Raw genomic sequence first — 15,003 nt, 5'->3', positions numbered from 1 at the left:
TGAGGTCATCAAGCAGTTTGGCGCACAGATCACCCGGGTGGTGAACGACACGCTGAGTGCGCTGGGCGTTGAGTCCGGCACCGTGGTGGTGGAAGACAAGGGGGCGCTGGACTGCGTCATCCGGGCCCGGGTGCAGAGCGCCGTGCTGCGTGCCGCCGATGTGGAACAGATTGACTGGGAGAGACTGTGATGAGCACCACGCAACCGAAAAAACTGCGCCGCAGCATGCTGTTCCTGCCGGGCGCCAATGCCGCCATGCTGTCCAACGCCTTCATCTACCAGCCGGACTCCATCATGTTCGACCTGGAGGACGCGGTGTCGCTGCGCGAGAAAGATACCGCGCGCCTGCTGGTGTTCCATGCGCTGCAGCACCCGATGTACCGGGACATTGAAACCGTGGTGCGCATCAACCAGCTCAACACCCCGTTCGGGCTCAAGGACCTGGAAGCGGCGGTGCGCGGCGGGGTGGATGTCATCCGCCTGCCGAAGACCGACTCCACCGACGACGTCGACGAGCTGGAGCACCACCTGGCGCGCATCGAGAAGGCCTGCGGCCGGGCCGTCGGCTCCACCCGCATCATGGCGGCCATCGAGTCGGCGGTCGGGGTGATTAACGCGGTGTCCATCGCCCGCTCGTCCGAGCGCATGATTGGCATCGCGCTGGCGGCGTTCGACTACGTGATGGACATGCAGACCGAGCGCGGGGACGGCACCGAGCTGTTCTACGCCCGCTGTGCGGTGCTGCATGCCGCCCGTGCCGCCGGTATCGACGCGTTTGACGTGGTGTACTCCAACGTCAACGACGAGGAGGGGTTCCTGAAGGAAGTGGAGCTGATCCGCAAGCTGGGCTTCAACGGCAAGTCGCTGATCAACCCGCGGCAGATTGAACTGCTGCACAACGCCTACGCGCCGACCCAGGACGAGGTGGACTACGCCCACCTGGTGATTAAGGCGGCGGAAGAGGGCGAGCGCGCCGGCCTGGGGGTCATCTCGCTGAACGGAAAAATGATCGACGGCCCGATTATCAACCACGCCCGCCAGGTGGTGGAGCGTGCGCGGGCCTCCGGCGTGCGCCAGTAGGCACGGCCCGGTTAACCGACAGATTCTGCACGGGCCGGCCGGTGGCGGGAGCACGCCCCGGCGGGCCGTCGCAATGACAGGATGAGAGCATGAGTAACTTTATTGAAGCACTGCAGAAGCAATACCCGGAACAACGTCCGCTGCACCCGTTCGTCAGTGCCAACCACCGTACCCCCTGGCTGGATGACGTCACCGAAAAACACCGGCGCAAGCTGTGTGCCGACCTGGAGGAGGCCATCCGCAAGAGCGGGCTGCGGGACGGCATGACCATCTCCTTCCACCACGCGTTCCGTGAAGGGGACAAGGTGATCAACCACGTGGTGGACACGCTGGCCCGGCTGGGCTTTAAGGACCTGACGCTGGCGTCGAGCTCGCTGATGACCTGCAACGCGCCGCTGATCGAGCATATCCGCAACGGGGTGATCAGCCGTATCTACACCTCCGGCATGCGCGGCAAGCTGGCGGACGCGATTTCGCACGGGCTGATGACAGAGCCGGTGCAGATCCACTCGCACGGCGGACGGGTGCACCTGCTGCAGAGCGGGGAGCTGACGATAGACGTGGCATTCCTCGGGGTGCCGAGCAGCGACGAATTCGGCAACGCCAACGGCACGTCGGGGAAATCGCGCTGCGGGTCGCTGGGCTACGCGATGGTGGACGCGCACTACGCGAAGACGGTGGTGCTGCTGACGGAAAGCCTGGTGCCGTTCCCGAACATGCCGGCCAGCATCGTGCAGGACCAGGTGGACTTCGTGGTGCCGGTGGAGGAAGTGGGCGACCCGGCGAAAATCAGCGTGGGGGCGGCGCGCGTGACCAGCAACCCGCGCGAGCTGCTGATAGCGCGCCGGGCGGCGGACGTGATAGCCCATTCCGGCTACTTCAAACCGGGCTTTTCCATCCAGACCGGCTCCGGCGCGGCCTCGACCGCCTGTACCCGTTTTCTGGAAGACCGGATGCACAAGCAGGGGGTGACGGCGCGCTTTGCGCTTGGCGGCATCACCGGCAGCATCGTCGACCTGCACGAGAAGGGGCTGATAGAGACGCTGCTGGATACCCAGTGCTTTGACGCCAACGCGGCGGCCTCGCTGGCGAAAAACCCGAAACACGTGGAAATCTCGACCAACGTGTACGCCAACCCGAGCGCCAAGGCGGCGTGCTGCGACCAGCTGGACGTGGTGATTTTGAGTGCGCTGGAAATCGACACCCGGTTCAACGTGAACGTGATAACCGGGTCGGACGGGGTGATGCGCGGGGCGTCGGGCGGGCACTGCGACGTGGCGACGGCAGCGAACCTGACCATCGTGGTGGCCCCGCTGATCCGCAGCCGTATCCCGACGGTGGTGCGTCAGGTGACCACCTGCGTGACCCCAGGCAGCGCGATAGACGTGCTGGTGACGGACCACGGTATCGCGGTGAACCCGGCACGCCCGGAAGTAGCCGCGCGGCTGACCGAGGCCGGGCTGAGCGTGATGCCTATCGAAGAACTGTATCAGCGGGCGATAGCGCTGGTGGGCGAGCCGAAGGCGATTGAATTCCACGACCGCATCGTGGGGGTGATCCGCTACCGTGACGGCAGCGTGATCGACGTGGTGCGTCAGGTGAAAGAGGACAACGCGTGAGCGAGACAGTGACAGGCACTGCGGTCAGCGTCTCACTGGACAGTCTGCTGGCGGCGAAGGAGCGCCGCCATGCACGCCAGCAGCAGCTGCTGGCGTTGCACCAGTCGACGGTGGTGTCGCTGACGCTGGTGACGCCGGGTGCGGTGAAGGACTCGGCGCTGTACCGGCGGGCGATGGGGGCCGCGGTGGCGGCGTTCAACGACCTGTGTCTGGCCCGGGGATGGGGGGTGCCGGCGCAGCAGCTGCACTGGCTGGAGACGGGGTCGGAGGCGTTCTGGGTGATAACCAAGGATGCGCTGAGTGTGAAGGCGGCGGCGATTGCGCTGGAAGAGCAGCATCCGCTGGGGCGGCTGTGGGATTTTGACGTGTTCTGCCCGAAGGCCGGGTCGGTGAGTCGAACGCTGCTGGCGCACGAACCTCGTCGGTGTCTGCTGTGTGATGAACCGGCTCATGTGTGTTCCCGTGGACAGCGTCATACGCTGACGGCGGTGGTAGGGCGCATCGAATCGATGTTGCATGGCTGGCTTGACGGACGCTGATCAGACGGCTCTTCACCAGCGGATGGTGTCGGTTTTGGTGGTACGGCTGACGCCGAAGTGGTGTCGGGTTGGCTGGGTGAATCCGTAATAAGGGCGCACCGCTATTTCAGTCCAGTATTTGCAGGCCAGTATTGCGGCACTGACTTTCTTTATTTGATGTTTGCTCGTTATTTATTTTCCGGGCTTAGGACCGCATGTCTGACTGAAAATGATATACCCAAAATAACTCTAATAGCGTGAAGTATGACGGGTATAAAAATGATATCGCCAATTGTTATGTCAATACTCTGAACCCAAACCTGTTTTTATTTTGGCGTTAATTACGCATTGATTACCATTGCCATGGTAAGAGGAGTTGTCATGTTAGAACAGTATAATGCCCATATTGCAGAACGACGTGAAATGGGCATTCCGCCCAAGCCGTTAACTGCCCAGCAGGCGACAGATCTGGTCGCTCAATTATCTGCCAGCGAAAATCAGTCCTCTGGCGATATTCCGGCGTGGCTTGACCTGCTGACATACCATATTTCTCCCGGCGTTGATGATGCGGCACAAGTGAAAGCCGATTTTCTGGGGAAAATTGTACGTGGCGAGCTAACTATTGCGGCAATTTCTCCGGTTGCTGCTGTGCGTTTATTGGCGACGATGCAGGGTGGCTATAATATTCAGCCATTAATTGATGCACTCGATAATAATGAGCTAGCCGAAGAAGCAGTAAAGGCACTCAGCCATACGCTGCTGATATTTGATTATTTTGGTGAGATTGAAAAGAAAGCCGGGCAGGGGAATGTTGCTGCACAGCGGGTATTACAGTCCTGGGCCGAGGCCGAATGGTTTAGCGCTCGTCCGGCTCTGGCGGAAAAAATCACGCTGACGGTATTTAAAGTCGCGGGTGAAACCAACACTGATGACCTGTCTCCGGCACCGGAAGCCTGGTCGCGTCCGGATATCCCGCTGCATGCGCTGTGCATGCTGAGCGTGCCGCGTGATGGCGTCACGCCGGATAAACCGGGGTCTATCGGCCCGGTGGCGCAGATGCAAGCCCTGAAAGCGCAGGGGCATCCGCTGGTGTATGTCGGTGATGTGGTGGGCACCGGTTCGTCGCGTAAATCCGCCACTAACTCGATTCTGTGGCACATCGGGCAGGATATTCCGTTCGTACCAAACAAGCGTGCCGGTGGGGTGGTGCTGGCCGGTAAAATCGCGCCGATTTTCTTTAACACACTGGAAGACTCCGGCGCGCTGCCAATCGAGATGGATGTGACCGCGCTGTCGACGGGTGATGTGATTGATGTGTATCCCTATCAGGGTGACGTGCGTCGCCATGATGATAATACCCTGATCACCCGCTTTAGCCTGAAAACCGACGTGCTGCTGGATGAAGTGCACGCGGGCGGACGTATTGCGCTGATCGTCGGGCGCAGCCTGACCGCACGTGCCCGTCAGTCGTTGGGGCTGGCCGCAAGCACGGCATTCCGTTTGCCTCAGGCACCTGCCGAGTCATCACGCGGCTATACGCTGGCGCAGAAAATCGTGGGTAAGGCGTGTGGCGTTGCCGGTGTTCGTCCGGGGCAGTATTGTGAGCCGCAGATGACCACGGTGGGCTCGCAGGATACCACCGGCGGCATGACACGCGATGAGCTGAAAGATTTGGCCTGCCTGCAATTCTCTGCCGATCTGGTGATGCAGTCGTTCTGCCACACGTCGGCTTACCCGAAACCGGTTGACGTCAATCTGCATAAGACCCTGCCGGATTTTATCACCCAGCGTAATGGGGTATCGCTGCGTCCGGGTGATGGCATCATCCACTCCTGGCTCAACCGGATGCTGGTGCCGGATACCGTCGGCACCGGTGCAGATTCCCACACTCGTTTCCCGATTGGTCTGTCGTTCCCCGGTGGTTCCGGTCTGGTGGCGTTCGCGGCGGCAACCGGCATCATGCCGCTGGATATGCCAGAGTCGGTACTGGTGCGCTTTAAAGGGCAGATGCAACCGGGCATTACGCTGCGTGACCTGGTCCATGCCATCCCTTACTTTGCTATCCAGCAAGGGTTGCTGACTGTCGCCAAGCAGGGTAAGAAAAACATCTTCTCCGGCCGTATTCTGGAAATTGAGGGTCTGGCGGGGTTGAGCGTCGAGCAGGCGTTTGAACTGGCGGATGCCTCGGCCGAGCGCTCGGCGGCGGCCTGTACCATCAAGCTCGAGCAGACGGAAGTGGAAACCTATTTGCGCTCGAATGTGGCGTTGCTGCGCAGCATGATAGAAGAGGGATATCAGGATGCGCCGACGCTGGCACGGCGCGTTGAACGCATGGAACAGTGGCTGGATGATCCGCAGTTGCTGGAAGCCGATGCCGACGCTGACTATGCCGCTGTTATCGAGATCGATCTGGCAACCATCAACGAGCCGATTCTGTGCGTTCCCAATGACCCGGATGATGTGAAAACCCTCTCCGATGTGGCAGGAAACCGTATTGATGAGGTGTTTATCGGTTCATGCATGACCAATATTGGGCATTTCCGTGCGGCAGGTAAACTGATGTCGCAACATCAAGGGGATATCGCCGCCCGGCTTTGGCTGGCACCGCCCACACGTATGGATGCCCACCAGCTTAGCGATGAGGGCTATTTTAGCCAGTTCATTAAATCAGGCGTGCGTATTGAACCGGCTGGATGTTCGCTCTGTATGGGGAATCAGGCCCGCGTGAAAGCCGGTAGCCATGTGGTTTCCACCTCGACACGTAATTTCCCGCATCGTCTGGGGACGGACGCCAGCGTCTACCTGGCATCGGCTGAGCTGAGTACGGTAGCGGCGATACTGGGTCGGTTGCCTACGGCGGCGGAGTATTTGCAGCAGGTGGCGGTTCTGTCCCCGTCTGCGTCAGATATTTACCGCTATTTGAACTTTGCTGCACCGGCAGATCCGGCGGCAGGAAAGCGTATTCCGGTACAGGCTGTTTGATCATGCTGGCCCGCATTGATGCGGGCCATTTTTAATGCCGGTGTGTGCGGCATTACCCCGCTTTCACGTTCGCTTCCATTACCCCCCGCTTTTATCACTCGGCTTTCATCACCTTGCATTTAAGGTGTTGCTGACATGTTGCAGCGCTACGCCGTATCGATTTATTCGTCTGATAGTTATTGCATTACGTTGTTAACGTCTGGGGAACGGCAGGTTGCCGGAATGAGATGAGGTAGACACGACGCTAAACGACAACAGGCGGATATCGTTGTGTATTTACTTGCATAGCGAAAGTCTGAGCATAAATACCCATAAAGGGGGTGAATGTACTATTAAAACCGTAATTCTTGATTTTGCTCAAAATCTCCTCGTGGCGTGTTGTTAGATTCCTCGCAACAAAAAAGACACATAAAATGATAGGGAAAAACATGCAAGTTAATCGAAGGGGCTTTTTTAAAGTCTGCGCCGGGGGAATGGCAGGGACTACACTCGCTGTTTTAGGATTTACACCCACAGAGGCGATGGCCTCTGTTCGTCAGTACAAACTGCTGCGCTCAAAAGAAACCCGTAATAACTGCACGTATTGCTCTGTGGGCTGCGGGCTACTGATGTACAGCCTGGGTGATGGGGCAAAAAACGCTAAACAGGCCATCTTTCACATTGAAGGGGACCCGGATCACCCGGTCAGCCGTGGTTCGTTGTGCCCGAAAGGTGCCGGTCTGGTGGATTACATCCATAGCGAAGGTCGCCTGAAATACCCGGAATACCGTGCGCCGGGTTCAGACAAATGGCAGCGTATCAGTTGGGATGAGGCGATCGACCGTATCGCCCGGCTGATGAAAAAAGACCGTGACGCCAACTTTGAGCGTGTTAACGCTAAAGGCACGCTGGTCAACCGCTGGCTGACCACCGGGATGCTGTGCTCGTCTGCCGCCAGTAATGAAACCGGTATTCTCGACCAGAAGTTTGCCCGTTCGCTGGGTATGGTGGCTATCGATTGTCAGGCGCGCCTGTGCCACGGCCCGACCGTTGCCGCGCTGGCACCGACGTTCGGCCGTGGGGCGATGACCAACAACTGGGTGGACATCAAAAACGCCAACGTGATCATCGTGATGGGTGGCAACGCGGCGGAGGCGCATCCGGTCGGCTTCAAATGGGCGGTGGAAGCCAAAACCCATAACGATGCCAAACTGATTGTGGTTGACCCGCGTTTTAACCGTTCTGCCGCCGTTGCTGACCTGTACGCGCCGATCCGCGCCGGGTCGGATGCCGCTTTCCTGCTCGGTGTCGTCAACTACCTGATCACCCACGACAAGATTCACCACGAGTATGTGAAGTCTTACACCAACGCCAGCCTGATCGTGCGTGAGGATTTCAGCTTCGACGAGGGGCTGTTCAGTGGTTATAACAGCCAGACGCACCAGTACGACAAGAGCAGCTGGCAGTACGAACTGGGGGCGGACGGTTTCGCCAAACGGGACATGACCTTAAGTCATCCGCGCTGCGTGTGGAACCTGCTAAAAAAACATGTTTCCCGTTACACGCCGGAGATGGTGACCTCGCTGTGCGGCACACCGGCGAAAGCCTATGAAGAGATTTGCCAGTCGCTGGCCAGCACCTGCGTGCCGAACAAAACCGCGACCTTCATGTATGCACTGGGCTGGACGCATCACACCAACGGCGCGCAGATCATCCGCTCGGCGGCCATGATCCAACTGTTGCTCGGCAACATCGGTATGGCGGGCGGCGGCATCAATGCGCTGCGTGGTCACTCCAACATTCAGGGGTATACCGACCTGGGGCTGCTGAGCCTCAACCTGCCGGGTTACATGCCGTTGCCGTCTGAAAAACAGGGTGACCTGAAAACCTACCTCAGTCAGATCACGCCGGATGCGCTGCTGGCGGATCAGGTTAACTACTGGAAGAATACGCCGAAGTTCTTTATCAGCATGATGAAGAGCTTCTGGGGTGATAACGCGCAGGCCTCCAACAACTGGGGTTATGACTGGCTGCCGAAGTGGGACCGCAGCTATGACGTCATGGCCCAAACCGAACTGATGCTGGACGGCAAAATGAACGGCTACATCGTTCAGGGCTTCAACCCGCTGGCGGCGTTCTCCAACAAAAACAAGGCTACCGCCGCGTTATCGAAACTGAAATACATGGTGGTGATCGACCCGCTGGCGACCGAAACCTCCACCTTCTGGCAGAACCACGGCGAGTTTAATGACGTGAATTCGGCTGAGATTCAGACCGAAGTATTCCGTCTGCCGTCGAGCTGTTTTGCTGAAGAAAACGGTTCTATCGCCAACTCCGGGCGCTGGCTGCAATGGCACTGGGCGGCGGCTGAGCCACCGGCTGAAGCGCTGCACGACGCGAAGATCCTCGGTCGCCTGATGACGCGCCTGCGTGAACTGTACCGGGAAGAGGGCGGTGTGTGCCCGGAACCGGTGTTGAACATCAACTGGAACTATCAGGACCCGGAAGACCCGACGCCGGAAGAAATTGCCCGTGAATCCAATGGTATGGCGCTGGCGGATGTGTTCGATGAGAAAGGCAATCTGCTGCTGAAAAAAGGCCAACAACTGGCGGACTTCTCGCAGTTGCGTGACGACGGCACCACCGCCAGCTTCTGCTGGATTTACGCCGGTAGCTGGACCGAAGCCGGTAACCAGATGGCGAACCGCGACAATACCGATGTCGGGCTGGGTTGTACGCCGGGTTGGGCGTGGTGTTGGCCGCAAAACCGCCGCATTCTGTATAACCGCGCTTCGGCGGATTTGCAGGGCAAACCCTGGGACAGCAAACGCAAACTGCTGGAATGGACCGGCCAGAAATGGAAAGGCATCGACGTGCCAGACTTTGCTGCCACAGTAGCGCCGGGCAAAGACACCATGCCGTTCATCATGTTACCAGAAGGCGTCGCACGGCTGTTCTCAATGGATAAGCTGGCGGATGGCCCATTCCCGGAACACTACGAACCGATAGAAAGCCCGATCGGCACCAACCCGCTGCACCCGTCGGTGGTATCGAACCCGGCGACACGCCTGTTTGCGCGTGATGCGAAAACCATGGGTAAGGCGAGCGATTTCCCGTATGTCGCTACGACCTATTCCATCACCGAGCTGTTCCGTCACTGGACCAAGCATGCGCGTATGAATGCGATCATCCAGCCGGAGCAGTTTATCGAAATCGGCGAGAACCTGGCGAAAAGCAAAGGGATTCAGGCGGGCGATATGGTGAAGGTCTCCTGCCAGCGCGGTTACATCAAAGCCAAAGCGGTGGTGACCAAGCGTATCAAAACATTGACCGTGGCCGGAAAAGCGATTGAAACCGTCGGCATTCCCTGTCACTGGGGATTCGAAGGGACGACGCGCAAGGGATTCCTGGCGAATACCCTGACGCCTAGCGTCGGCGATGCCAACTCGCAAACGCCGGAGTACAAGGCGTTTCTGGTCAATGTGGAAAAGGTGTAAGGGTAAAACGTTATGTCAATGCAATCTCAGGATATTATCCAGCGTTCGGCCACCAGTAGCCTGACGCCGCCGCCACAGGTTCGGGATGATAAAAGCGAAGTCGCCAAACTTATCGACGTCACTACCTGTATCGGCTGTAAAGCCTGTCAGGCGGCCTGTTCCGAGTGGAACGACATTCGTGATGAAGTCGGTCACAACGTGGGGGTGTACGACAACCCCACCGATCTGAGCGCGAAATCCTGGACGGTGATGCGCTTTTCTGAAGTGGAGAGCGAAGACCGTCTGGAATGGTTGATCCGCAAGGACGGCTGTATGCACTGTGCCGAGCCGGGCTGCCTGAAAGCCTGCCCGTCGGCCGGTGCCATTATTCAGTACGCCAACGGTATCGTCGATTTTCAGTCTGAACACTGCATCGGTTGTGGCTACTGTATCGCCGGGTGTCCGTTCAATATTCCACGCTTAAACAAGCAGGATAACCGCGTCTACAAATGTACGCTGTGTGTCGATCGCGTCAGCACTGGTCAGGAACCGGCCTGCGTGAAAACCTGCCCGACCGGCGCGATTCATTTCGGTACCAAAGAAGAAATGAAGAACGTGGCGGCCGAACGTATCGCGCATCTGAAAAAACGCGGTTACACCAACGCCGGTCTGTATGACCCTGAAGGCGTCGGCGGTACGCATGTGATGTATGTGTTGCATCATGCGGATAAACCGTCGCTGTACCACAACCTGCCGGATAATCCGAAAATCTCGACGCCAGTCAACCTGTGGAAAGGCATTCTCAAGCCGTTATCTACGCTGGGCTTTGTCGCCACCTTCGCCGGGTTGATGTTCCACTACATCGGTATTGGCCCGAACACGGAGGAGATAGCACATTCGGATGACGCACATTCGGATAAAGAACAGGCGCATGAAGGAGACGATAAGCATGAGTAACCCAAAAATGATTGTGCGCACGAAGTTCGCCGACCGTGTTTGCCACTGGATTGTGGTGATCAGTTTCTTTCTGGTGGCGCTGTCGGGGATCGCGCTGTTTTTCCCGACGCTGCAATGGCTGACGCAAACCTTCGGTACGCCGCAGATGGGGCGCATCATGCACCCGTTCTTCGGTATTTTGATTGTGGTGTGTCTGGTGCCGATGTTTATCCGTTTTGTCGGTCATAATATCCCGAAACGTCAGGATGTGCCGTGGTTCCTGAATATCATTGAGGTACTCAAGGGCAACGAGCATGAAGTGGCGGATGTGGGTAAATACAACCCCGGCCAGAAACTGATGTTCTGGAGCATCATGGGCTTAACGCTGGTGCTGTTGATTACCGGTGTCATCATGTGGCGGCCGTACTTCGCCCATTTGTTCCCGATAGACCTGGTGCGTTATGCCATTTTGCTGCACGCCACCGCCGCCATTGTGCTGATCCACGCCATTTTGATTCACCTGTACATGGCGTTCTGGGTCCGTGGTTCGATCAAAGGCATGATTGAAGGCAAGGTCTCGGAGAAGTGGGCGCTGAAACACCACCCGCGCTGGGCGCGCATGGTGATCGATAAAGCCAACAAAGACAAGAAGTAAGGCTCTCTTCTCGTAGTGCCTTTCATGACAGGCGAAGGGTTTTCCGGCGTTAAAAACGGTGCTGAGGTGGACGACTTCGCCGGGTGAGCCGCATGGACTCGGCGAAAGCCCGTGCCGCTCCGGGAGAGCGTCACGGGCGGCCCGAACAGCGAAGGCGAACGCCGAAGGAACCGCGAAGCGGCACAGTTTAGCCCTCAAGCCAGTGGTCAAGGAGAGGCGGCGTTTGAGCCTCTCCTTGTCGTGCGAGAGATAATGTTACAAAGGAAAGATTGGCTTTACCTCGCACGAAATCATCCACAACCCAGACAGATATCACCGTTCACAAAACCACTTGGCTGTTTGTCAACCGCCTCTCGCATCCCCCCTTGCCGTGATTTGTGGTAGTCTGGCCCGTAATAGCATTCAGGGTGAATGATGCGCCATGTCACTGAAACAGATTGCAAAAACGTTGGGATTATCGGTCACCACCGTCAGCCGGGCGCTCAATGGCTACGATGACGTGGCCGCTCAAACGCGCCTGAGGGTGGAAGAAGAAGCGCGACGTCTTGGTTATCGCCCCAATACGTTTGCCCGCCGACTGAAAATGGGGCGTATTGACGCGGTAGGGCTGGTGTTTCCGATGCAGCCCGCACCGCTCAGTAACACCACTTTTATGGAGATGGTGGCGGAAATCAGCCACGAGCTGGCGAAGCAGGAGATTGATCTGCTGCTGATTGCCGACAAGGAGCAGGCCGATCACCATGCGTTTTTACGCATGATAGAAAGCCGCCGGGTGGATGCGTTGATCGTCGCGCATACGTTGCAACAAGACCCCCGACTGCAATACCTGCAATCGGTCGGCTTTCCGTTTTTGGCGCTCGGGCGCAGTGATCTGCCATTGCCCTATGCCTGGTTCGATTTTGACAGTCAGGCCGGTGCGGCGCTCGCCACCCGGCATTTGATCTCGCTCGGTCACCGTCACATCGCTTTTCTTGGCGAACATCATCCGCAATCCTTTATCGCCCAACGTCGCGCTGGCTATCTGGAAGCATTGGCGGCAGCCGGTATCGCCCCGCGTGATGAACTGTTACGGCAGGTGGCACCATCACGCCGGGAAGGGTATCAGGCAACGTTGCAATGGCTGGCGTTGCCACAGCCTCCTACCGCTATCGTTATCGATGGCAGCACACAAGGGGAAGGGGCGGCGCTGGCGTTGCGCGACAGCGGCCGTCTGCAAGGGGAGCGCGCGGTATCGTTGATCGTCTATGATGGCCTGCCAGCCGACTCGTTGCTGGAGATACCGGTCACCGCCATCACACAGGCTACCCGTTCGCAGGTGGGCCAGCAGATAGCCCAGATGGTGTCGCGTTTGTTGATGGGGGAAGCCCCCTCCTCACTACAGGTGTTATGGCAACCACAGTTGCGCGCCGGACTGACGGATAACTCACCGCCAGCAACGAAATAACCCGACTGCGTCCGCCTGTTTCGTCATCGTTTTCCTCCCTTGTTCCTGCGTTCGTTTTTTAACCCGATCACAAAACCGAAACGTTTCGGTTTTTATCCGAAACGTTTCGGAATACAACTAACCTCATCAACCATTCAGGAGGATGAGGATGGAAACGACGCTAATTCGTCTGACCAGTTCGGTGACGGATGTGATTGTGCGCTGCCGACCGGCAGCGGAAATACTGTATTGGGGGCCACATCTGGCAGACTTTTCACCACAGGATGTGCAGAGTCTGTCACGACCAGTGGCGAACGGCCGACTGGATGTAGATGTGCCGGTGACACTGGCGGCGGAAACCGGGCGTGGGTTATTTGGCTCGCCGGGCGTTGAAGGGCATCGTAACGGTCTTGACGCCTTTGCGGTGTTGACTACCGTGGCGGTAGAACAACCGAGTCCACAACACCTGATCATTGACGCAGAAGACCGTCAGGCGGGCTTGCGTCTGACCAGCGAATTCAAGCTGCACGCTGACAGCGGTGTGCTGCAACTGCGTCATTGTCTGACCAACCTGCATCCGGGTGACTGGCAGGTGCAGCGGCTGGCGGTCACGTTGCCGTTGCCGGAATCGGCGGCGGAGGTGATGGCGTTTCACGGGCGCTGGGTACGGGAGTTTCAGCCACACCGCACGCTACTGTCACACGGCAGTCTGGTTCAGGAAAACCGCCGTGGGCGCACCTCGCATGAATATTTCCCGGCGATGGTGAGCGGCGAGCCGGGATTTTCCGAGCAACAGGGACGCGTATGGGGGGCGCACCTCGGCTGGAGCGGCAACCATCGGTTGCGAGCGGAGGTGAAAACCGATGGACGACGGCTGGTGCAGGCGGAAGCGCTGTATCTGCCCGGCGAAATCGCGCTGGCGCAGGGGGAATCCCTGACCACGCCGTGGCTGTACGCCGCCTGCTCTGAGCAGGGACTCAACGGTATGAGCCAACAGTTTCACCGCTTTTTGCGCCAGGAAATTATTCGCTTTCCTCGCGCTAACGCCCGCCCGGTGCACCTCAATACCTGGGAAGGTATCTATTTTAAACACGACCCGGACTACATCATGCAGATGGCGACGCAGGCTGCTGCGCTGGGTGTTGAGCGTTTTATTATCGATGACGGCTGGTTTCGCGGGCGTGACCATGACCGTGCCGCCCTCGGCGACTGGTACGTGGACGCGGAAAAATACCCGCAAGGGCTGATGCCGGTGATAAACCATGTGCGCTCACTCGGCATGGAGTTCGGTATCTGGGTGGAGCCGGAAATGGTCAACCCGAATTCCGAGCTGTATCGCGCGCACCCGGATTGGTTGCTGGCCGTGCCCGGTTACGAGCAGCCGACCGGGCGTTATCAGTATGCACTCGATCTGGCGAACCCTGAGGTATTCGATTATCTGCTGGCGCGCCTGAGCTGGCTGCTGGGTGAACACCCTATCGATTACGTGAAGTGGGACATGAACCGCGAGCTGGTGCAACCGGCCCATCAGGGGCAGGCGGCCGCCGATCGCCAGACAAAGGCGTTTTATCATCTGCTTGATGTACTGGGCGAATGCTTCCCGCAGGTGGAGTTTGAGTCCTGTGCCTCTGGCGGTGGGCGTATCGACTACGAGGTGCTGCGGCGTAGCCACCGCTTCTGGGCGTCTGACAATAACGACGCGCTGGAGCGGCAGACGATTCAGCGTGGTATGAGTTACTTCTTCCCACCCGAAGTGATGGGCGCACACATCGGCCACCACCGCTGTCACGCCACCGGGCGTCAGCACAGTATTGCCTTTCGTGGCCTGACGGCGTTGTTTGGTCACATGGGTATCGAGCTGGATCCGGTACGTGCCGACGTGCAGGAACAGGCTGGTTTTCGCCATTACGTGGCGTTGCACCGCCAGTACCGCACGCTATTGCACACCGGCCGCCTGTGGCGGGTCGATATGCCGGATGCCACCACACAGGTGCAGGGTGTCGTCAGCGAGGATAGGCGGCAGGCGCTGTTTCTGGTCGCGCAACTGGCCATGCCGGATTACGCGCTGGCCGGGGTGCTGCGTTTCCCGGGGCTGGATGCGCAGGCCCGTTATCGCTTAACCGTGGTGGACCACCCAGACCTGAAGCCGGTTATCGAAGGTGGCAGCACCATGCGCCAGTTACCGTCCTGGATGGCGGCACCGGCGCAATACAGCGGCGAATGGTTGATGAAAGCCGGGTTACGCCTGCCCATTCTTAACCCGGAAACGGCGCTGTTACTGGAATTAGAACGTCTGTAATACAGCGGGAGAGGGCGACCTCTCCCCCGACTGGCC

10 protein-coding genes are annotated in these 15,003 nt (G+C 58.5%); all 10 read left to right on the top strand.

Going from position 1 to position 15,003, the window contains the following annotated elements:
• Positions 1–190: citrate lyase acyl carrier protein (citD, locus tag DZE2538_RS11890; protein WP_038916283.1), on the top strand; the 190-nt coding region annotated here is incomplete at its 5' end.
• A complete protein-coding gene (gene citE, locus DZE2538_RS11885) occupies positions 190–1,080 on the top strand; it encodes a citrate (pro-3S)-lyase subunit beta (protein WP_038916448.1) in 891 nt (296 codons plus the stop codon). The genes citD and citE, both read left to right, overlap by 1 nt.
• A gap of 89 nt (positions 1,081–1,169) precedes the next feature.
• Positions 1,170–2,699, top strand: a complete 1,530-nt coding sequence (gene citF / locus DZE2538_RS11880; protein WP_038916447.1) for a citrate lyase subunit alpha — start codon at positions 1,170–1,172, stop codon at positions 2,697–2,699.
• Positions 2,696–3,238, top strand: coding sequence for a citrate lyase holo-[acyl-carrier protein] synthase (gene citX / locus DZE2538_RS11875; protein ID WP_038916446.1), 543 nt, complete (start codon positions 2,696–2,698; stop codon positions 3,236–3,238). The genes citF and citX overlap by 4 nt, the downstream gene beginning before the upstream one ends.
• A gap of 360 nt (positions 3,239–3,598) precedes the next feature.
• Positions 3,599–6,199, top strand: a complete 2,601-nt coding sequence (locus tag DZE2538_RS11870) for a bifunctional aconitate hydratase 2/2-methylisocitrate dehydratase (protein WP_038916445.1) — start codon at positions 3,599–3,601, stop codon at positions 6,197–6,199.
• Positions 6,200–6,627: 428 nt separating this feature from the next.
• Positions 6,628–9,675, top strand: a complete 3,048-nt coding sequence (gene fdnG, locus DZE2538_RS11865) for a formate dehydrogenase-N subunit alpha (RefSeq protein WP_071603579.1) — start codon at positions 6,628–6,630, stop codon at positions 9,673–9,675.
• A gap of 12 nt (positions 9,676–9,687) precedes the next feature.
• Entirely contained in the window at positions 9,688–10,611 is a 924-nt protein-coding gene (fdxH, locus tag DZE2538_RS11860; RefSeq protein WP_038916444.1) for a formate dehydrogenase subunit beta, read from the top strand.
• Positions 10,604–11,245 carry a formate dehydrogenase-N subunit gamma gene (gene fdnI / locus DZE2538_RS11855; protein ID WP_019846009.1) on the top strand — a complete coding sequence of 214 codons (642 nt, stop codon included), beginning with the start codon at positions 10,604–10,606 and terminating at the stop codon, positions 11,243–11,245. Before fdxH ends, fdnI begins: the two co-directional genes overlap by 8 nt.
• Positions 11,246–11,666: 421 nt before the next feature.
• Entirely contained in the window at positions 11,667–12,689 is a 1,023-nt protein-coding gene (locus DZE2538_RS11850; protein ID WP_038916442.1) for a LacI family DNA-binding transcriptional regulator, read from the top strand.
• 148 nt (positions 12,690–12,837) lie between these two features.
• A complete protein-coding gene (locus tag DZE2538_RS11845) occupies positions 12,838–14,967 on the top strand; it encodes an alpha-galactosidase (RefSeq protein WP_038916441.1) in 2,130 nt (709 codons plus the stop codon).
• The last annotated feature ends 36 nt before the right edge of the window (positions 14,968–15,003 follow it).

It is taken from the genome of Dickeya zeae NCPPB 2538, from assembly GCF_000406165.1.
Lineage (GTDB): Bacteria > Pseudomonadota > Gammaproteobacteria > Enterobacterales > Enterobacteriaceae > Dickeya > Dickeya zeae.
Note: the sequence above shows the minus strand (reverse complement) of the source record. Positions and strands in the feature narration are given on the sequence as shown.